This is a genomic window from Novosphingobium sp. BL-S-21 (assembly GCF_055521655.1).
On record NZ_CM145495.1, the window covers coordinates 598,396 to 618,609 of the forward strand.

The 20,214-nt window shown below is 66.5% G+C and carries 16 protein-coding genes; 4 read left to right on the forward strand and 12 right to left on the reverse strand.

Annotation, left to right across the window (positions count from 1 at the left end; all coding sequences use genetic code 11):
* Positions 1–34: 34 nt before the first annotated feature.
* Positions 35–1,459 carry a DUF1593 domain-containing protein gene (locus ACZ1J6_RS02270; protein ID WP_134094305.1) on the forward strand — a complete coding sequence of 475 codons (1,425 nt, stop codon included), beginning with the start codon at positions 35–37 and terminating at the stop codon, positions 1,457–1,459.
* 15 nt (positions 1,460–1,474) lie between these two features.
* Here the strand turns inward: ACZ1J6_RS02270 and ACZ1J6_RS02275 are convergent, their stop codons facing one another.
* Both ACZ1J6_RS02275 and ACZ1J6_RS02280 read right to left on the reverse strand, forming a co-directional pair.
* Positions 1,475–2,629 carry a PAS domain-containing sensor histidine kinase gene (locus tag ACZ1J6_RS02275; RefSeq protein ID WP_208324848.1) on the reverse strand — a complete coding sequence of 385 codons (1,155 nt, stop codon included), beginning with the start codon at positions 2,627–2,629 and terminating at the stop codon, positions 1,475–1,477.
* On the reverse strand, positions 2,626–3,414 hold the full coding sequence (locus tag ACZ1J6_RS02280; protein ID WP_134094306.1) for an alpha/beta fold hydrolase: 789 nt from the start codon (positions 3,412–3,414) through the stop codon (positions 2,626–2,628). The genes ACZ1J6_RS02275 and ACZ1J6_RS02280 overlap by 4 nt, the downstream gene beginning before the upstream one ends.
* Positions 3,415–3,706: 292 nt before the next feature.
* Between ACZ1J6_RS02280 and ACZ1J6_RS02285 the strand changes: the two genes are divergently transcribed.
* Positions 3,707–4,609: an alpha/beta hydrolase gene (locus ACZ1J6_RS02285; protein WP_243841015.1), complete on the forward strand. Its 903-nt coding sequence runs from the start codon at positions 3,707–3,709 to the stop codon at positions 4,607–4,609.
* Between the two features lie 70 nt (positions 4,610–4,679).
* Here the strand turns inward: ACZ1J6_RS02285 and ACZ1J6_RS02290 are convergent, their stop codons facing one another.
* The 3 genes from ACZ1J6_RS02290 to ACZ1J6_RS02300 all read right to left on the reverse strand — a co-directional run bounded on the left by ACZ1J6_RS02290 (position 4,680) and on the right by ACZ1J6_RS02300 (position 8,400).
* Positions 4,680–6,095, reverse strand: coding sequence for a CapA family protein (locus tag ACZ1J6_RS02290; protein WP_134094307.1), 1,416 nt, complete (start codon positions 6,093–6,095; stop codon positions 4,680–4,682).
* Positions 6,096–6,194: 99 nt separating this feature from the next.
* Complete coding sequence (locus tag ACZ1J6_RS02295; RefSeq protein WP_134094308.1) at positions 6,195–7,703, reverse strand: sensor histidine kinase; 1,509 nt, start codon at positions 7,701–7,703, stop codon at positions 6,195–6,197.
* Positions 7,704–7,734: 31 nt separating this feature from the next.
* On the reverse strand, positions 7,735–8,400 hold the full coding sequence (locus tag ACZ1J6_RS02300; RefSeq protein WP_134094309.1) for a response regulator transcription factor: 666 nt from the start codon (positions 8,398–8,400) through the stop codon (positions 7,735–7,737).
* Positions 8,401–8,658: 258 nt separating this feature from the next.
* On the opposite strand from ACZ1J6_RS02300, the gene ACZ1J6_RS02305 reads away from it, so the two are divergent.
* Together ACZ1J6_RS02305 and ACZ1J6_RS02310 are read left to right on the forward strand one after the other, a co-directional pair.
* Positions 8,659–10,293, forward strand: a complete 1,635-nt coding sequence (locus tag ACZ1J6_RS02305) for a serine hydrolase domain-containing protein (RefSeq protein ID WP_134094310.1) — start codon at positions 8,659–8,661, stop codon at positions 10,291–10,293.
* A 76-nt stretch (positions 10,294–10,369) separates the two neighbouring features.
* On the forward strand, positions 10,370–13,063 hold the full coding sequence (locus tag ACZ1J6_RS02310; RefSeq protein ID WP_134094311.1) for a TonB-dependent receptor domain-containing protein: 2,694 nt from the start codon (positions 10,370–10,372) through the stop codon (positions 13,061–13,063).
* A gap of 102 nt (positions 13,064–13,165) precedes the next feature.
* On the opposite strand, the gene ACZ1J6_RS02315 is transcribed toward ACZ1J6_RS02310, so the two are convergent.
* From ACZ1J6_RS02315 to ACZ1J6_RS02345, 7 genes are all read right to left on the reverse strand, one after another.
* Positions 13,166–13,891, reverse strand: coding sequence for a fimbrial biogenesis chaperone (locus tag ACZ1J6_RS02315; RefSeq protein WP_134094312.1), 726 nt, complete (start codon positions 13,889–13,891; stop codon positions 13,166–13,168).
* The gene (locus tag ACZ1J6_RS02320) at positions 13,888–16,392 is read right to left on the reverse strand and encodes a TcfC E-set like domain-containing protein (protein ID WP_134094313.1); all 2,505 of its coding nucleotides are present in this window, start codon (positions 16,390–16,392) and stop codon (positions 13,888–13,890) included. Before ACZ1J6_RS02320 ends, ACZ1J6_RS02315 begins: the two co-directional genes overlap by 4 nt.
* 10 nt (positions 16,393–16,402) lie before the next feature.
* A complete protein-coding gene (locus ACZ1J6_RS02325) occupies positions 16,403–16,897 on the reverse strand; it encodes a hypothetical protein (protein ID WP_134094314.1) in 495 nt (164 codons plus the stop codon).
* An 88-nt stretch (positions 16,898–16,985) separates the two neighbouring features.
* A complete protein-coding gene (locus tag ACZ1J6_RS02330) occupies positions 16,986–17,501 on the reverse strand; it encodes a hypothetical protein (RefSeq protein ID WP_134094315.1) in 516 nt (171 codons plus the stop codon).
* Positions 17,502–17,803: 302 nt separating this feature from the next.
* A complete protein-coding gene (locus ACZ1J6_RS02335) occupies positions 17,804–18,844 on the reverse strand; it encodes an alcohol dehydrogenase catalytic domain-containing protein (protein WP_134094316.1) in 1,041 nt (346 codons plus the stop codon).
* Between the two features lie 18 nt (positions 18,845–18,862).
* Positions 18,863–19,387, reverse strand: a complete 525-nt coding sequence (locus ACZ1J6_RS02340; RefSeq protein ID WP_134094317.1) for a nuclear transport factor 2 family protein — start codon at positions 19,385–19,387, stop codon at positions 18,863–18,865.
* 10 nt (positions 19,388–19,397) lie between these two features.
* Positions 19,398–20,207, reverse strand: a complete 810-nt coding sequence (locus ACZ1J6_RS02345; RefSeq protein WP_134094318.1) for an SDR family NAD(P)-dependent oxidoreductase — start codon at positions 20,205–20,207, stop codon at positions 19,398–19,400.
* Between the last annotated feature and the right edge of the window lie 7 nt (positions 20,208–20,214).

The following is a 20,214-nucleotide window of genomic DNA, read 5'->3' on the forward strand; positions in this document are numbered from 1 at the left end:
CGCTCCCGGTCCTTCGCGCATCCGGGGAACATGCATGTTGATGAAGCGCCTGGCTCCGGCCCTGCTTGCACTGGCCCTGCCGGGATGGACGGCGCCGGGATGGACAGCGCCGGCAGAGGCGGCGGCGGCCGTGCAGACCGCCGCCACCAAGCCGCGCGTGATCGTCCTGACCGACGTGGGATCGGACCCGGACGACATGGAATCGATGGTGCGGTTCCTGCTCTACACCAATGAATTCGATGTCGAGGCGCTGATCCCTTCCACATCGCGGCATCTCAAGGATTCGGTCCACCCCGAGCAGATCCTGCGGCGCATCGACGCTTACGAAGCCGTTCTCCCCAACTTGCGTGCTCACGCCAGAGGCTGGCCCTCCGCTGCGGACCTTCGCGCGAAAGTGAAGCCCGGACGGCCCGAATACGGCATGACGGGCGTGGGTGCGGGCAAGGACACCGAAGGCTCGCGCGCCATCGTCGCCGCGCTGGAAAGCCCCGATCCCCGGCCGCTGTGGATCTGCGTCTGGGGCGGGGCGGTGGATCTGGCGCAGGCGCTGTGGTCGCTGCGCGAAACGCGCCCGGCGGACGAGGTGGCCAGGCTCGCGGCCAGGCTGCGCGTCTACTCGATCTCCGATCAGGACAACGCCGGGCCCTGGGTGCGGCGGCAGTTCCCGGACGTGTTCTGGATCGTCAGCCTGACCGCGCATCGGCACTACAACCTGTCGACCTGGGGCGGCATCTCGGGCGACCGGATGTACTACTTCGACGGCCCGGACTTCACGACCGTATCGAAGGAATGGCTGCGCGAGAACGTGCAGATCGGCCCGCTGGGTTCGCTTTATCCGAACTACGAATTCATCATGGAGGGAGACACGCCGAGCTTCCTCTACCTGATCCCCAACGGCCTCGGCGATCCCGAGCATCCCGACTATGGAAGCTGGGGCGGGCGCTACGGCAAGGTCTCCGAGTGGGACGGCATCTGGACCGACACCAGCGATCTCGTCACCGGGATCGACGGCAAGCCCCGGCAGACCAACAAGGCGACGATCTGGCGCTGGCGCGAGGCTTTCCAGAACGATTTCGCCGCGCGCATCCAGTGGACTCTGCAGTCCGCATTCAAGGGCGCCAACCATGCCCCCACGCTCGTGCTGAACGGCGCCGGCGGCACCGCGCCGGTGGAGATTGCCGCCCGGCCCGGCGAGACGGTGCGTCTTTCCGCGGCAGGATCGCGCGATCCCGACGGCGATACGGTGGACTATGGCTGGTGGCAGTACCGCGAGTCCGAGGCGGTCAACCGTAACCCGCGTGTCGAACTCCAACGCGGAGACTCCATCGAAACCCGTTTCGTGGTGCCCGACGTGAGCGAGACAACCCGCTTCCACGTCATCCTCGAAGCCCGCGACAAGGGGGCACCTGCGCTCACCAGCTACCGGCGCGCGATCGTTACGGTAAGCCCCCGGCGCTGACGGCTCGGGCGCCTGTCAGAGGTCCGGGCGTTTCGCCGGCTGGCGGCAGGGCATGCGCAAAGTGAAGCGGGTTTCGACGGCGTCCGACGCGGCCGTGAGTTCACCGCCGTGGGACCGCGCGATTTCAAGCGCGATGTGAAGGCCGAGGCCCAGGCCGCTCTGACTGGATCTGCCGGGCCCGCGCACGAAGGGTTCGAACAGGCGGCTCATGGTTTCCGCCGGGATCGGATCGCCGCCGTTCACCACCCAGAGTTCGAAGATCCCGTCCCGCGTGAAGGCGCCGAGGCGAACCGGTCGATCCGCGGCGCCGTGCGTGAGCGCATTGCCAAGCAGGTTCGAAACCAGCTGGCCAAGGCGGCCGCGATCGGCTTCGACGGGGGCGTCGATCTCGATCAGGGCCTCGATCACGCGCGGGCCGGCAATGGACCGCATTTCGGCAACGACCTGGTGGAGGACCGGTGAAATGTCCGTATCCTTGTCGGGAACGATGCCGATCCCGTCCCCGAGCCGGGCCTTCGCGAAGTCCATGACGTTGTTGATCAGCGCCGATGCGCGCGAGATGCTGCCGTCCATCAGGCCCAGGACTTTGCGGCCGCGCGGGCTGATCGGCTCTTTTTCGAGCATGCGCAGCCCGCTCGTCAGCGAGGCGAGGGGGTTGCGCAAATCGTGACCCAGAACCGCGATGAACTGCTCGCGAAAATCGGAGGCGGCTTTCTCTTCACGCGCGTCCGCTTCCGCCGCCGCCCGCGCCGTGCGCAGGTTCTGTTCGTAGCGGCGGCGCTCGACGGCGTTGGAGATCGTGATCCGCACGAACAGGGGATTGCCGTCGGCATCGCGGCGCTCGGCGGCATTGATGAGGACGGGCAGTTTATCTCCGCCCGCGCAGGCCAGGTCCAGCGCGACTTCGGTGAACGATCCCTGCATCCGCAGAAGCGGGGCGAAATGGGTTTCGTAGAAAATCTTGCCGCCCATCGTCAGCAGATCGGAGAGACGCTTGCCCCTCAGCGCCGAGGGCACGGTTCCGATCCAGTCCGCCAATGTCTTGTTCGCCCGCAGGATGCGGCCGTCCTTGTCGGCGGAGATGTAGCCGCAGGGGGCGTTCTCGAACAGGTCTTCGAGATCGTCCAGCCCGGCCTGACCCTCGACGGCGGTTCGTTCTTCTCCGCTCAAAGGAAGCTCTTGATCGCTGCGATCGTCTCTTCAGGGGCGCTCAGGTTCGGGCAATGCCCCGTGGCTTCGAGGATCACGAGTTCACTGCCGGGAATCGCGTCATGGACGAATTCGCCCACGCTCAAGGGCGCGATCACGTCGTCGCGGCATTGCAGGATCAGGGTTCGGGCCTTCACGTTCGCAAGGTCTTCGCGATTGTCGGACAGGAAGGTCGTGCGGGCGAACTGCTTCGCGATGGCCGGATCGGTGCGGCAGAAACTGTCGGTAAGCTCCTGCCCCAGTTCCGGCCGGTCCGGATTGCCCATGATCGTGGGGGCCATCGCCTGCGACCATCCGAGATGGTTGCTGTCGAGAAATTCCAGCAATTCGGCGATCTGGTGCTCGGCGAACCCGCCGACGTAATCGCCGTCATCGATGTACCGCGGCGAAGGACCGACCAGGACCAGGGTGTCGAACAGTTCAGGCGCGCGCTGGGCCGCGATGATGCCGATCATCGCGCTGACCGAATGGCCGACGAAGATGCCGTTCTCGACTCCGGCCGCGCGCGCCAGCGCGATAACATCGTCCGCATAGCCCGAAAGCTCGCGGTGCCGCTGGTCATAGGCCGAAAGGTCGGAGCCGCCGAAGCCGATATGGTCGAACAGGACCACCCGGTAATCGTCTTCGAAGGCGGGGGCGACGAAGCGCCACATGTTCTGGTCGCAGCCGAACCCATGGGCGAAAAGCATGGTTCTGGTGCCCGAACCGCTGATCCTGGCATTCTGGCGATCGAACACTTGCGACATAGCCGTCTTCCTAGGACAAGTTTTCGGGCCGATCCATCGATAATCGCTGGCCTTTGGCGGGGCAGGGGACATCGGCGCCTGCAGGCGCTTGCTCGCAACGGGGCAATTCGCCGCGTCCCGGCAGGCAGGCGATGGCTGGACGAAGCGCGCGAAGGGCGCGCGGCACTCCTATAGGAAGGGGCTATGGCATCGCAAAATCTGGCTATTTGACCCTGTCTGCGGTGCATGTCATCCGAACGGCAAGACAGAACAGAGGGGAGAGAGGCCGATGCCGGCAAGGAACGCTTTTCGCATGCTCGCGGCCGTGAGCATGCTGGTTTCGCAGGGCCTTCATGCGCAGCCGGCGGATTATCCCGCACCCGCGCCGGCCCAGGCACCGGCAGAGCCGGGCGCCATCCCGCTCTACGGCGCCAAGACCCCGGGTTCGACCGGCACCGAAGTCTGGGCCCGCTATTTCGGGAAGGACTATTCGGTCCGCAATGTCACGCGGCCGACGCTCACCCCGGTGCTTCCCGATCCGGCCAAGGCGACGGGCGCTGCCGTCATCGTCGCACCGGGCGGTGCATTCATGGCGCTCTCCATGTCTCACGAGGGCTGGGACGTTGCCAAGGCTCTTGCCGATCGCGGCATCGCGGCCTTCGTCCTCAAGTATCGGCTGCTCCCGACGCCGAAGGACGAGCAGGAGGCCGGCAGATATGTCTGGAAGAAGATGAGCGAGGGGATGCCGGACCCTGCTAAGATGCCCGTGCTCGGCAATCCCAAGGCCACCGAGGACGGCCTCGCCGCGCTGAAGATGGTGCGGGACAATGCCGCGAAGTGGCGCGTCGATCCTGCAAGGGTGGGCATGATCGGGTTTTCGGCCGGCGCGATGACTTCGCTGCAGACCGTGCTCGCCGCCAGGGTGGGCGAACGTCCGGCGTTCTTCGGGTACATCTATGGCCCGCAGGCCAGGATCGAGGTGCCTGCAGATGCACCGCCCCTGTTCGATGCGATCGCCCTGGACGATCCTCTGTTCCCTGCAATGGGCTTCCCCATTGCCCAGGCATGGCAGGCGGCGAAGCGGCCCGTCGAAATTCACGGCTATCAGCAGGGAAGCCACGGGTTCGGGCTCGGCAAGCCGAATACCACGACGACGCTGGTGATGGATGAGTTCACCGCGTGGCTGGCCATGCAGGGCTTTCTCACGCCCAAATGAAAGACCAACTGCGCCGAGGCGGCCCCATGACGCATGAGAGCGCATGGAGCCCGCCTCGGCGATGCGGGGATCAGTTCGAGGCGCCGACCCGGATTACACCGACGCCGCGCTCGATGACGATTTTCGTGCCGTAGGGCTGCGAGAGCGTCTGCAGCCGGGCAAGGATGCGGGCGCCGGTCGCCGCATCGGCCATGTGCGGCACACCGCGCCCGGCGCCGCTGGCGTTCACGCCGAGGTCGACGGGGTAGAGCCGCACTTCGGCAAGCTGGCCGTCGTGGTAGCGGGAAGTGGCGATCACCGTCTCGTAGAGGTTGGGGTCGGAGAATTCCTTGGCGTTGCGCGCGGCCAGAAGTTCTGGCGTCGTGACGGTGCCGGGGGTGACGCCGAACTGGTCGTACATGTCGGCCGGCACGTCATCGAGCGAGTTGTTCATCATCGCAAAGTTGCCGAGCGAGTAGAAGATCGGCTTGCCCTTGTAGATCTCGATCCCGCGCAGCTGGTGCGGACCGTGGCCGACATAGACATCCGCGCCGGCATCGATGGCCTGATGAGCCAGCCCTTGCGCGAACCCGGCAGGTGTCTTGCTGGCGTTGCCGGGTTCATGGTTGTGCAGGGAGAACACCGCGAAGTTGCCGTTCTCCTTGGCCTGCCGGACCGCCAGCAGGTTTCCGGCCACGTCCTTCGGGTTGAGGTCGTACTCGATCTTCATCGGCGAGACGGCATCGGCGGCGAGGCGGTATTCGCGGCCCTTCATCTTCACCGGCGCGCCGTCCATCGTTCCTGCCAGGCGAGCGATCACGGCAAGGTCGGTCTGCGACACCAGCCCCACTTCGGTGCTGCGGATCGTATTGGCGCCGCCGCGTCCCGGTACCTGGCCCAGCGGATCGGCGGCTGGCGACATCGGCGTGAACGTGGTGGTCGCCGAAACCAGACCGATGCGGCCATGGCCGGCGTCGAAGTAGGCAGGCGCCCGCGCGGCGGTCATCGAGCGGCCGGTGCCGGCATGGACGACATGCGCCTTGTCCAGCAGGTCCAGCGTATCGATCATGCCTTCCACGCCCCAGTCGGTGGCATGGTTGTTGGCGTGGCCGACGATATCGATGCCCATGCCGGCCACGTCCGCCGGCACTCTGGGGTCCGCGAGCATCCAGGTGCCGCCGGATTCGGCTTGCGGCGATCCCTTGAACGTCTTGAGATCGAGCGCGGTCGTCTCGAAATTGCCGAAAGTCACGTCGGCGCTGCGCAGGAGGCGGAGCATGTCGGGCGACTGCCGCTCCAGCGTCGCCAGCATCGGGCGCAAGTAGATGAGATCGCCGACGGCCGCGAAAGTGAAGTCGCCGGCGATGGGCGAGCTGGGGACGGTCGTGACGGCCGGCAGCGCGCCGCCTTCCTCTTCTTCTTCCGCGAACGCAGGCATTGCGACGGCGGCGAAGGCAGCGGCGCCCGCGACAAGCAGGGCGCGGAAGGCGCGGTGGCGGATAGGCATGACGGAATTCCCCTTGGACTGGCCCGATAATGGCTGGCCTTCCGGGTTATCGCCTTGGGCTGACACGAACCTGTCGCGCCCGCAAAGTCGGGAACCGGGTCAGGCCGCCGCGGCGGAAAATTCCACCCTGGCGCAGAGCCCTTGCCCGGTGCGGCCGTCGCCCAGCGTCACCCGCGCGCCGAGCCGCTCGGCCAGGGCCCGGGCGATCGGCAGGCCGAGGCCCGTGCCGGAAGCCTGGCTCTGCCCCCGCACGCGGTAGAAGCGTTCCCAGACCCGTTCGCGTTCTTCGGCGGGAATGCCCGGCCCGGTATCGTCGATCTCCACGAAGACATTTTCCCCGCGCCGGCCGAGATGGACCGAAACCGCGCCGCCGGGCCGGTTGTAGCGAATCGCATTGTCCAGCAGGTTGCCGATCAGTTCGGCAGCCAGGCGCGGCTCGCCGATGGCGGTGACGGCGCCCTCGCTCTCGTCCTCATAGCTGATGTCGATATTGGCCGGCGCCAGCGCGGCTCGATCCGCGGTGACCGACGACGTCACCTCCGACAAGTCGAAGGGTTCGAGCAGCGTGCCTTCCTGATCCTCGCTGCGGGCAAGCGCGATGAGTTGGCGCAGCAATTGCTCCAGTGAATCTATCGCATAGGGAATGTCCTGAAGGGCGGCTTGCCCTTGCGGCGATTCCGGGCCGTAGCGGTCGAGCACGTCCAGCTGCACGCGCGCGACGGCAAGCGGGGTGCGCATCTGGTGAGAGGCGTTCGACGTGAACTGGCGCAGCGAATCCGCCGCCCGGTCCAGCCGCGCCATCAAGCCGTTGAACGCGGCAACGAAGGGCCGCATCTCCACCGGCGCCGTCTGCGACGCCTGCAGCCGGAAGGAGGGCGATGCGTCCTGCCGGGCCTGCTCGACCTGCCGCGTCATATCCAGCAGGGGGCGCAGGCCCCAGTGGATCGCCCACCAGAACAGCAGCCCCGTCACGGCGAGCGCGGCAAGGCCCACGAGGAAGACGCGCAAGGTGAAGTTCTTCTCGAAGGCGGCGCGGTCGTCCACATAGTCCGCGATCTGGATGGCGATCAGGCCGTCGTCGCCCGCGGCGCGGCGGATCTCGGTGGCGATCCGCACCGGCTTTCCGCGCAGCGTCCCGTCGCGCAGATAGGCCGCCTGCGTGACGGCCTGCGCGTCGGCCGGCTCCAGGTAGCCCCGCACCAGCCGGTGCTCGCGGTAGGCATTGTAGAAGGTGGCCGGGGCATGCGCATCGGTCACGCCGTTCCACTGGCGCGCATAGTCCGCGGGCGGCAGCAGGGCGGCGTCACCCGCGATCGCCCTGGCGCCGCGATAGACGCTGTAATGCACCACCGGCCGGGCGCGGCGCTTGAGCAGGTGGATCGCCAGGGGGACCAGCCGCACGCGGTCCTGCGGCGGACTGTCGTAAGCCAGGCTGAGCGTGCGGACCGAGCCGACCAGCACGCGGTCGACCGTATCAGCCTCGGTATTGTGCGTGACCAGCACCGTCACCACGCCGAAGAACAGCACGAGCGCGGCGAGCGGCAGCATGACCGCGCCGGTCAGGCGCACCCGAAGGGACGGCGCGCGGGGGGAACGAACGTGAAGCATGGGGTCTGGCGTCGGTGCGTCTGGCGGCGGTTCAGGCCGCTTCGATCATGTAGCCCAGCCCGCGCACGGTCCGGATCGCCGGGCCGGCGGGCTGGAGCTTGCGGCGAAGGCGGCCGACGTAGACCTCCAGCGCATTGGGCGTAACCGCATCGTCGAAGGCGAAGACCTGGGCGGAAAGGCGTTCCTTGGGGATGACTTTGCCCGGGCGGCCCATCAGCGTTTCCAGCACGGCCAGTTCGCGGCGGCGCAAGTCGATCACGCTGTCGTCGAGGGAGACGGTGCGGCTGGACCGGTCGAACACCAGCGTACCGATGCGGAGCACCGGATCGGGCGTGCCCTGACTGCGCCGGACCAGCGCCCGGATCCGCGATTCGAGTTCGCGCGGGTCGAAGGGCTTGGCCATGTAGTCGTCCGCGCCGCGGTCCAGGCCGTTGATGCGATCGTCCACCATGTCGCGGGCGGTGAGGATGATGATCGGCGTCACCTCGCCCCGCGCGCGCAGGCGCGAGAGCACGTCCAGACCGTCGAGGTCGGGCAGGCCGAGGTCGAGGATGATCGCCGCATAGGGCTCTGCGCCGGCCATCTGCAGCGCATCCTCGCCGTTTTCGAGGCGGTCCACCGAAAAGCCCGCAGCCTCCAGCGAGGCTGCGACGCCGCGCGCCAGCCTCTCATCATCTTCAACCAGCAGCAAACGCATCAAAAAATCCCCGAACAGCGACCCGTTTCCCTCCCCCAAGGATGTGAAATTTCGCCATGCATGGCTCTACGCATAACAAATGCCAAGCCTTTGCGACATGTTCTTGCAAATGATTGCACAAAAGCTTGACGCTGGGCGCACATGTCAGGTTCGTGACAGCGAGACCGTCTAGCGCCCCTATCGAACGCAACACCGCCTGCGCCGGAGGTCGATTGGCCCTGGAGTGCGGGTTGCGGGATCGAAAAGGGATCTTGCGACATGAAGTTGAGCCTGACGCCGATTGCCGGCGCGATGACTGCGATTGGAATGGCCGGCGCGGCTTACGCGGCGCCTGCGCCGGTCACGCCCGCTGCGGCCACCGAAGCCCAGATCGCGCAAGTCGACGCGATCTTCGCACGCTGGGCACATCAGGATACGCCGGGCTGCGCGGTTGCCGTATCGCGCGGCAGCGAGATCCTTGCCCAGCGCGTCTACGGCATGGCCAGCCTGGAACTCGGCGTGCCGGCAAAGCAGGATTCCATCTATGAGGCGGGATCGGATTCCAAGCAGTTCACCGCCGCTGCCACGCTGATGCTGGCGCGCGAAGGCAAGCTCTCGCTTGACGACGACATCCGCAAGTACGTTCCCGAAATGCCGGACTACGGCGCGCCGATCACCATCCGCCACTTGCTGCACCACACCAGCGGCCTGCGCGACTGGGGTTCCGTCGCCGCGATCGAAGGCTGGCCGCGCAACAGCCGCACGGCAGACAACAAGGACATGCTGGACATTCTGGTCCGCCAGAAGCAGCTGAACTTCGCCCCCGGCGCGCACTACCTCTACAGCAACAGCAACTTCAACCTGCTGGCCATCATCGTCCAGCGCGTCAGCGGCCAGTCGCTGGCGGACTTCACGCACGACCGCATTTTCGTGCCGCTGGGCATGAGCCACACCCGCTGGCGCGACGACCATGGCGAAGTGGTCCCCGGCCGCACCGGCGCCTACGAATTCGAGAACGGCGTCTATCGCAACGACCAGGTGATCGAGGACGCCTACGGCAACGGCGGCTTGCTCACCACGGTGGACGATCTGGTCAAGTGGCAGGCCGCGCTGGATGACGACCGCTTCGGCCCGGGCTTTACCGAGGCCATGCAGCAGCCGACCCGGCTGAACGACGGAACCCGCATCGCCTATGCCTTGGCCGTCGTGAACCTCGACCATCACGGCGAGCAGGAAGTCAGCCACTCCGGTTCGACCGGCGGCTACCGCGCGTGGATGGCGCGTTATCCCAGGCAGAAGCTGGCTGTCTCGCTCCTGTGCAACGGCGGCAATGCCGATACGCCGACGCTGGGCCGCGATGTCGCGGACGTCTTCCTGCCCGCTTTCAAGTCCAGGCCCTACACGCCGAAGGGCCCGCTGCCGACCGGGCTCTATGCCGACGGCATGACCGGCTTCCCGGTTCGCTTCGCCGCCGATGCGCAAGGCCAGCTCACGGCCGACGGCCGCGCGCTGGAGCCGGTAGGCCCCGGCCGCTGGGCCCTGCGCGAGGACGTGTTTGCTTTCTCGAAGAGCGGCCTCGTGCGCGAAAACCGGGAGGGCGAGCGCATCGCCTACCGCAAGGTCGAGCAGGTCTCCGCCTTCGATCCCAAGGACTACGCAGGCCGTTTCTGCGGCGTCGATACCGGCGGCTGCCTGACTTTCCGCCAGCAGGGCGATACGCTGGTCTATGACGGCCCGCGCTGGTCGGGCCGTCCGCTGACCGCGGCTTATGCCGATGTCTTCACCGGCGACGCGCTGCCGCAGTCCTCATCCATGACCGTCAAGTTCAGGCGCGATGCCGGCGGCAAGGTCACCAGCCTGCGCTTCGGCGAAAGCCGTGCCTACGATGTCGAGTTCCGCCGCACCGACGGCTGAGCCCGTTCCCAGAAAACTCACCAAAAAAGAAGCCGCTCAGGGGCGGCCGGATAATCTCAAAAAGGGGTCCAAGAAAATGCGTGATACCAACCGGAAGTTTCGCCAGTTGCTAAGCGGCGGCACCGCCGCCCTCGGCCTGACCATGGCCTTTGCCCAGCCGGCGATGGCGCAGGATACCGCGCCCGTCGGCGCCGCCGAAGAAAGCGGCCCCGACATCGTCGTCTCGGGATCGCGCATCGACCGCAAGGGCTTCGACGCGCCGACGCCGACCACGGTCGTCGGCGAAACCGAGCTGCGCCTGGGCGCCCGGCCCAGCCTGGCACAAGTGCTGAACGACCTTCCGCAGTTTCGCGCCACGCAGACGCCTGCCAGCACGGTGGCCAACACCAATTCCAGCGCTTCTGCCATGGACCTTCGCGGCCTGGGCGTGACCCGCACGCTGACCTTGCTCAACAACCGCCGCTTCACCGGCGCGGCCGACCTCAACACCATTCCGCAGGGCCTGGTGAAGCGTGTGGACGTCGTCACCGGCGGCGCGTCGGCGGCATGGGGTTCGGGCGCCATCGGCGGCGTGGTCAACATCATCCTCGACGACGAGCTTGAGGGCCTGACCATCGGCGCGCAGAACGGCATCTCCACGCGCGGCGACGGCTATCGCTACAGCTTCGACGGCACGTTCGGCACCAAGTTCGCGGACGGCCGCGGCCACTTCATGTTCGGCGCCGAATACCAGAACGACGAAGGCATCCTCGACCGCAATTCGCGCAAGAACGTCGGCAGCTCGAACCTGTTTTCGCCCGTGGGCGGCGATCACGACTATGTCCTGGTGCGCGACGTCAACGCCTCCAACACCAGCCTCGGCGGCCTGATCACTTCGGGCACGCTGAAGGGCCAGACCTTCAATGCGGACGGCAGCTTGCGCGCCTTCCAGTATGGCAGCCAGATCAGCGGCACCACCATGGTCGGCGGCGAAGGCGTTGCCACCAATGACGAATACGCCCTCACCAATCCCTACCAGCGCGTGAATTCCTACGCCCGCGCCAGCTTCGAAGTGGGCGACGCGACGTTCTGGGCAGACGGCAGCTACAGCCGCATCTGGGCCAGCTATCCGTTCTACGCGGAAAGCGGCACTTACACGATCTCGGCCAGCAATCCCTACGTGTCGGACACGATCCGAAGCCAGCTTGCCGCCGCGGGCGAAACCAGCCTGAAGGTCGGCCGCGTGTTCGAGGACTACGGCTACCGCACCTTCGACTACTACCGCCAGAACGTGGAAGGCGCGATCGGCGTGGACGGCAGCTTTGCCGACGGCAAGTGGCGCTACAGCGCCTATTACAGCCACGGCGAAATGCGCAACATGCAGAGCTACCACAACCAGATCACCGGCGCGAACCTGACCAATGCGCTGGACGCGGTGACCGATTCCAGCGGCAACATCGTCTGCCGCGTGGCGCTGACCGATCCCACCACCGCCTGCGCCCCGCTCAATATCCTGGGCACCGGCACTGCCAGCCAGGCGGCGGTCGACTATGTGTTCGGCAACGATGCGCGCGCGGTCTACACCACCAAGCTGGACACGACCGGCGCCAGCCTGCGCGGCGATCCGTTCTCGACCTGGGCAGGCCCGGTCTCGATCGCGGTCGGCGCCGAGGCACGCTGGGAGGAACAGGTGACCAGCGGCCTTGACGCCGTCTCGGCCGCCAAGGGCTTCAGCCGCTTCAACTTCTCGCCGCTCAATGGCGGGTTCAATGTGCAGGAAGCCTTCGGCGAAGTGGCCGTGCCGCTGCTCGACAAGCCCTTCAGCAAGATCGACGTCAACGGCGCCGCCCGCTACAGCCACTACAGCACCAGCGGCGGCATCTGGTCGTGGAAGCTGGGCCTGACCGACCGCATCTTCGACAACCTGCTGCTGCGCGTCTCGCGTTCGCGCGACATCCGTTCGGGCAGCCTCAGCGAACTGTTCACCACCACCACGACCAGCTTCTCGACCGTGGCGGAGAACGGCAACACCTATTCGGTCACTCGCTTCGGCGGCGGCAATGCGAACCTGAAGCCCGAGATCGGCAGCACGCTGACCCTGGGCGCGGTGTTCACGCCCACCTTCCTGCGCGGCTTCAACCTCTCGGTCGATTACTACGACATCAAGCTGCGCGATGCGATCACCTCGCTGGGCGCGCAGGACATCGTCACGGGATGCAACAACGGCAACACCTCGCTCTGCAGCCAGATCGTGCGCGACAGCTCCGGTGCGCCGACCACGATCTACACGACCTACATCAACCTGGCGGAGTACAAGACCAAGGGCGTGGACATCGAGGCCACGTACCAGTTCCCGATGAGCACGATCGCGTCCAACCTGGGCGGCAACCTGCGCCTGCGCGGCCTGGCGACTTACGTGCCCAAGGTGCTCATCAACGATGGCACCACCACCGTGGACCGCGCGGGTGACGTGGGCGACAACGTCAGCTTCGGCACGCCGCACTGGCGCGCCAGCGGCATCGTCACGTACACGAGCGATACCTTCTCGCTCGACACCCGCGTGCGCTATGTCGGCGGCGGCAAGTTCAACCATGCGCTGGACATCGCCAACAACGACATCTCGGCCCGCGTCTACGTGGATCTTGGCGCGCAAGTGAACGTCGACAAGTTCACGATCTTCGCCAACGTCAACAACCTGTTCGACCGCGATCCGCCGCTGACCACGTACGGCGCGATCCACTACGACACCATCGGCCGCTACTTCACGATGGGCGCCAAGGTTCGCTTCTGAGCCAACCGGACGAAGCGCAAGGAATGGCGGTCCCTCGGGGCCGCCATTTCCGTATCCGCAAAGGCCGACAGCCGCCGCTGCGGGGAGAACGGCAGCGGTGGTTCAGAACTTGTCGGTCGTCGACGATTTGCCGGTCTGGAGCCGGTATTCCACCGGGGTGTCGCGCTCTATGGGGACGGTCCAGTCGGCGTTCGCGTAGAGGCGCATGGCAGGCAGCGATGCGCAGTTCCTGCCCGCCGCGTCGCATTGCCGGCCTTCGGACATCTCCACGCTGGCATTCGAGCCATTGTGGAACGTGATCGCCCTGGCCGTTCGCGTGGCCGTGACTTTGCCGGTGGCCACTGCCGGGCGGACGATAATCAGCACGTCGTAGCCGATGAAAACCTTCAGCGCGCTCTGTTCTGCCGATATCGATCCCGCCACCGGCTTGATCGCCAGGCGATAGACCCGCTCGTCCCTGCCGCGCGGCGCCACCAGCGCTACCCGCACCAGCTTGCGCTCGCCGGGTTCCAGCACCAGTTTCTGCGGCGTGACCAGCAGGCCCGTCACGGCAGGGTCGGCGGAATCCACGCGCTTTTCCTGGGGCGTGCCCGGAGCCTGGATCACGGCAGGCTCGGCCAGGACATATTGGCGCTCGTTGCTGTCGTTGCTCACTTCTATGTCGTCGCGCGGCGGGGTGTCGGCGGGCAGGTCCACGATCACCTTGCTCAAGGCGATGCCCGCCTCTGCGGGAACCGCGCCGGCCATGGCGGCAAGGGGCAGGGCGGCCCGGATCGCGATGCGGCGCAGCAACTGCGGTTGCGAAAGGCTGGGAGCAGGCATCATCATGGTTCGACCTTGGTTTGGCTGGGCGGAGAATCGGAATCGGCGGCCAGCCGCGCGACCGGCTGGCAGATGAGGTCGCCCACGGCGGCATAGCCGTCGACGGGATCGAGGGCGTCCAGGGCGACCTTGCAGACCGAGCCGTCGCGGCTGCGGACGATCAAGGTCGCGCCCCGGCTGGTCTGGATAAGGAAATGGCCCCGCTCGTCGCTTTGGGCCAGGTCGCCGCCGGCGGCGATCTCGGCCTGGACGATCGGCTGGCCGTCGGCGCGCACCAGTCGCCCGAACACTGCCGCGACCGGCCTTGCGCGCCAGACGAGTTGAACGACATTGCCGGGGTAGAGGCTCACTTGCCGCGCCTTCGCGTCGTAATCGCTGAGAACCTGGCCCTTGGCACGAACGCGCACGGCATAGGCGCGATAGGAGGGCAGCGTCACGGTGAGGTCCTTGCCGCCGCGCGCGGTTCCCATCACCCGGTTGTCCACCAGCACCTCGAAGAAGGCGTCGGCATCGCCGTCGTCGATGTGGACGACCACCATGGCATCGCCGTTCCTGCCTTCGTTGAAGCGGACGCCGCCCTGGCCCACGATCAGCGCCGTGTTCAGCGATGCGGCGTACTGGGTTGCGCCGCCGGAGAAGGGCTGGACCAGATTGACGTTACCCCCGCCCACATCGCTGCGCGCCTGGACTTGCGCCTGGGCGTAAGTAAGGCCGTTGGCGTGCTGCACGCCGCCGTCGGCCTGGACTTCCGCGCCCGCCACGTCGTCGAACCGGCGCGAGACGTTGATGCCGCCCTGTAGCTCGTCGCGCAGGCCCTCGTTGCCCGGACCGACCTGGCCGGCGCCGGTCACCGTGTAGCTGGTGCGGGGGCGGGTGACGATCAGGTTCAACCCGAAGTAGGCCTGCCGCCCCAGGCTCGTGAAGGTGTAGTTCCCGTTGAAATCGAGCGATGCCGAGCGCCAGCGCTTCAGCGGGAGATAGAGGGCCGGGCCAAGCGAATAGTCGCGGCTGGCTTCCTGCCGGCGGTAGGTGCCGACAAGGGACAGCCGCCCTTGCCCGATGCGATAGCCCACCGCGCCGCTGAACTGGGTGTAGGCGCCCGAATAAGGGGCATATTCAAGGCCGCCCGGTGCCGGCAGGACCAGGTCGGTGGTCGCCAGCAGCGGCCCTCCGCCCGGGTTCGCGATATGGCGGGCGTCGAGGTCGAGACTGAGCCGCCCCGCGCTTGTGCGCGAAATGTGGCCGTAGAGCCCCAGGCCGCCGCTGTTCGAGACATGGACCGAAGCGTCCAGTTGCCAGTCGCCCTGGAGCACCGTGGCGCCCGCCGCGCCCCATTGGCGCTTGTCAGTGCCGATCACGCCCAGGTTGACGGCCAGAGCGGGCGAGATGCGCCGCGCCCAGCCTCCTTGGAACAGCGGTGTATGGGTGATGTCTCCGATCAGGCCCCGGTTGTTGCGCACCAGCGCGCCCGCATAAAGGAAGAACGCGTCATGCCCCGTCATCGGCAAGGTGCTGCTGCGCGAGAAGAAGCGCTGCTCGTCGCGCGTCGCGCCCGAAGCCGAGGTAATCCGCAGGATCACCGTGTAAGAGCCTTCCGGCAGTGCGGACGTATCGAGGGCCTGGTTCCCCGCATCGTACATCTGCGATGCCATGATGCGCCCGTTCACCAGAATATCCACCCGCGCGCGCTGATCGAGGAACAGGATCAGCGGGCTGCCCATCAGCTGGTCGCGATCCAGCCTGGTGTTGAACTGCGTGGCGAGGCCGAGGCCGACCATCTTGACGCGGTCCAGCAGGGTGTCTCCCGGAATCCAGAAGGCGCCCGCGGTATAGCGTAGTCCGGGACGGTCGAGTTCGCCGGCCAGCGTGTCGGTCTGGAACCCGGAATAGCTCGCCTGCTGGAAACTGGCGCGGATGCGGCCCGTGCCGATCCCGATGACGGCGGTGTCCTGAAGGTAATACTCGGCCGCTTGCCCGCGCGCGCCGGTGATCGTTCCCGATATGAAGTTGACCAGCGCGGGCGTGTCGGCGGGGGGCGGCAGGTTCTGCATCCGCACCGCCGCCTGAACCGAGAGGAAGCGCGGGGCGACGATGATATCCACCCGGTAGCGCGCCGGATCGAAGACGATGGCAACGACGTCCGGCTTGGGCCGGGGGCAGGGGCTGGAACTCTCCACCGGGCAGATCGCCTCGGGATGGGGATCGAGGTCGGGCGCGCCAAGGGCGGCCGTCAGCCGGGGGCGGTCGCTGATGTCGGGCAGGCTCTCCACCAGCTTCTGCGCGTCCACGAAGCGGAAATGGCCGGGCTGCACCACCGCCACGGCCTCGCCTATCCGCACGCCGCCCATGTAGACATCGAGCACCACCTGCTGCGGACCGGTCAGGTCCTCGAAGCCGGGCGGCGCGTCCACCTTGAGGGCGGGGGCGGCCGCGGCCGGGCTTGCGATCGCTCCCGCGCCGGTGATGGCCATGCCGCCCAGAGCGACGAGAAAGCGTGCCCGCGCCATGCCCCGCCGGTCAGTTCGGCGACACCATGAGCGTCAGCGTTCCGGTATAGGTTCCGGCCTGGGCGGCACTCAGACTGGCGGCGGGCAGGGAGACGATGAGACTGGCACTGCTCGCCAGCAGGCCGCCCAGCGAACAGAGAATGTTGATCCCGTTGGGCGAGGTGAGGGGCTGGCCGGATGTCATGGCCATGCCGCTCGTCTGCCCTCCGGAAAAGGACCATTGCACGGTATAGGCCAGCAGGGCCGCGCCATTGGCGGTATTTGCCAGCGTGAAGGCATTGCTCGCGCCCGATCCGGTGGCCCTGATCGTATATCGCGAAAGGCTGGCATAGACGCACACCGTCTGCGATCTCGTCTGGCTGGCCGTCAGGGACGAAAGCGTGCCGAAGGAGACATCGCTCAGCGCATTGATCTGGAATTGCTGCGCCTGCACCTGGGAGACAGGCAGGAGCAGGCCGGTCAGCGCAAGAGCGCAGCCTGCCGCCCGCCCCATCGACGAAGCCATGAACGGTCCTTCCCTTGGAGAGGCCGCTGCCGCTTCCGCATCGGGCGGGACCCGATGTGCCGAAGCGGCAGGCCCTGGTGAGCGCGCCTTACTGCGGCGTCACCAGCAGGGTCAGTACCCCGGTGTAAGCCGCATTCGCGATCATGGAGTTCTGGTCGGTGGCAAGGATGGTCACGAAGAGCTTCGCGGTCGGGCTGGCGCCGGCGGCGCAGAGCGGGGTGACCGCCGTGCTGGTGAAGGCGGCGGAGGCGACATTGGTCGTCAGCCCGGTGCCCGAAGTTGCGCTAGCCGAATTGGCCCAGGCGACGGTGTAGGGCACGGGCGCGTTAGTGCCGCTGGCGAGTGTGAAGGCGCCAGTCGTGCCATTGCCGGTGGCCCTGATCGTATAGCTCTTGCTGGAGGTATTGCTCCACACGCAGACGTTTTCGGTCTGCTGCGCGTCGGCGGCACCCGTCAGCGCGCTGAATGTGATGTCGGTCAGGTTCGAGATCTGCACCAGCCCCGCGATGGTGGCGTTGATGGTGACGGTGCCGGTGGATGTCGTTCCCAGCGCGCCCTGTGTTGCCGCATGGGCAGAGGCGACAGGAAGAATAGAGCCCATCATGGCAAAGATCATTAAGGAACGGCGCAAGCGATTGTTGTTAATCACATTCATGGCCTTCAATCCTATCAGGACCACCGAAGATGGATATGATCCAATATGACTTCGATTGCGGTCGTTGAAGACCACCTATCTAACTCAATAAATTCGTTCAGTGCCATAGAGATCCCGAATATATTGGATGTCAGACCGGCTGTAATTTTGCACCGATCCAGTTCCATCATTAATAATGACGAAAATCTGTTCATTCGATGATCTGGCGGGGGTGCCGCGGGCGCTCGCGGGGCGGCTGCGACTGTGGCCCTTCAACCCTGCGTAAGGCGCGGATCGACGATGGTGCGGATCGGTGCCGATGGGCCGGACATGTCCGCCATGGCCTGCGCCACTCCGGCGATGCCGATCCGTTCTCCAAGCCAGGGACGCACATCGATGCGTCCATCGGCGATCGCGCGCAGGGCAAGCTGCATGTCCTGCGGCTCCTCACCCCCTGCGAACTGGATGTTGAGCCGCTTGTTCTGGGCCGCGAAGACCAGCAGCTGTTCCGGCTCCATGCAGTAGCCGCCCATGACGATGCGCGCATCGAACCCGACGGAAGAGATGATCTGCTGCAGCATGCCCGGCATGCCGACGTTCTCGTAGACCAGGTTCACGCGCCGGCCGCCAAGATCCGGCAGCGGCGCATAAGGAGAGATCTCGCGCGGATCGACGGCGATTTCCGCGCCCATGGCGATGGCAAGGTCGCGGCGATCCTGATGGAAGTCGGCGGCAACGACCGGCGCGATGCCCAGAAGCTCCAGCCCGGCGATGACGCCCAGGCCGATCGCCCCGCAGCCCAGCACCAGGACGACATCCTCCTTTGTCGGCCGCCCGCGCCGCGCATGCTCCAACCCCACGGCGAGCGGTTCGGTGAGGGCCGCAAGATCGTCGTCCAGATCGGACGGCACTTCCAGCATCATGTCCTCATCGAGGAGCATGTATTCTCCGAAACCGCCCGGGCAGTCGTGGCTGAAGCCGACGATGGCATGGGCGCCCGACTGCCGCATGATCGGGATGGAGGTGACCTTCCGCCCGGGCTTCACCTTGCATGCACTGCCGGGACCGTAATCGATGACTTCGCCGACATATTCGTGCCCGGGCACGAAGGGCCGCGCGAAATCGAGACCGGCGTAAGGCCCGCCGTGCGACCGGGACAGGGCGATGATCGTCTCGCCGGCGTGGAGGAAGTGTGCGTCGGACGCACACATTCCGCAGCTATGCGTTCGCACCAGGGCCTGGCCTTTGCCGGGGACGGGGTCGGGCATGTCGCCAAGGCGGACCAGGCCGTTCTGGATGTAAGCGGCTCGCATGGGACGGGGCCTTTCGGATCAGGGCTGCGCGCGGAGCACCGCGTAGGAAGGGTCCTTTGCATCGCGCCGGGACAGCGGGTCGGCGGAGAGGCCGCCTATGTCGCGCATCTCGTCGAAATCGCGAATGGCCATGCGGTGATCCAGCGCCCAGCGGCCATCGCGGCGCGACCAGCGATCGACGTAACGGGAGCAGGTCGTGATCTGGAACGGCGTCTCTCCGCGCAGGCCTTGAAGCGTGGCGGTGACGTAGGACTCGCTGCCGGCGGTGTCGCCGCGCAGTTCGATCAGGATGTTCGCGATCTGGTGCGAATGGCGTAGCAGTTTGCGGTGATCGGCGCAGATCCTGTCGATCACATCCCGCCCGCGCCCGCTGTAATAGCCGCCGCCGTATTCGGCCGTCGCATCCACGTGCCAGACCGAATGCCCGAGCGGAATGTCGAGCCGGTCGACGGCCCGGCAATAGCGATGGATCTGTTCGGTGATCGCCTGCTTGTCCAGAAGGGCCTGAATGTCGCGGGCCTGGATATCATTGCGCCCCGTCATGCCGAACACCTCAATTTCGTGTGCTCCCGGCCATGTCCGCCATGGCCTTCTCGACCATCAGGATGCGCTCGCGCCGCGCTGCCGCCGATTGGGGCGCGTAGCCCTGCTCGTCATCGGCCAGCCCCCAGTTATGGACGGGGCCATGGGGCAAGCGCTCAAGCCCCACCCGCGCGACGTCTTCGGGCGAGGCGAGGCCGCCGGGGACGGGCGCGCCGCGGCTCTCCAGCAGGCGCCGCAGCTCCGGCGTATCGGTGCGGCCGAGCAAGAGGTTCAGCACATCGACGCCGTGCCCGCGCAATTCGGCCCAGAGGCCCTCCCCGAAGCACAAGTCGAACGCTTTCGTGCCGGAGTAGACGCCAAGCCCCCGTGCGCCGCCGTAGCAAGCCCCGGAGCCGACCAGGATGATCCCTCCGCGCTTTCGGGTCTTCATCGCCCCCGCGAAATGATGGCAGGCCAGCATCGTCGTCACGACATTGCGCTTCACGAGATCGAGCCAGGCCTGCGGATCGTTCGAGAGAAAGCTGGAACTGTTGGGATCGGCACCGGCATTGCTGACGAACAGGCCGATTTCCCGCCCTGCGCTGACAGTCTTGAGCTGTTCGGCGGCACTGTCGGAGGCCAGATCGATCGTTTCGGCGGTGCATTCGATGCCGTGGGTCGCCGCCAATTCATGGGCAAGCGCCTCAAGCGGCGCGCGCCTTCGGGCGATCAGCACCAGGTTGAAACCGCGCGCCGCCAGTTCGCGAGCGAAAGCCGCTCCGGTTCCTTCGGATGCACCGGCGATCAGCGCCCAAGGGCCGTACTTCTCGGTAAATGCCATGGCAGGC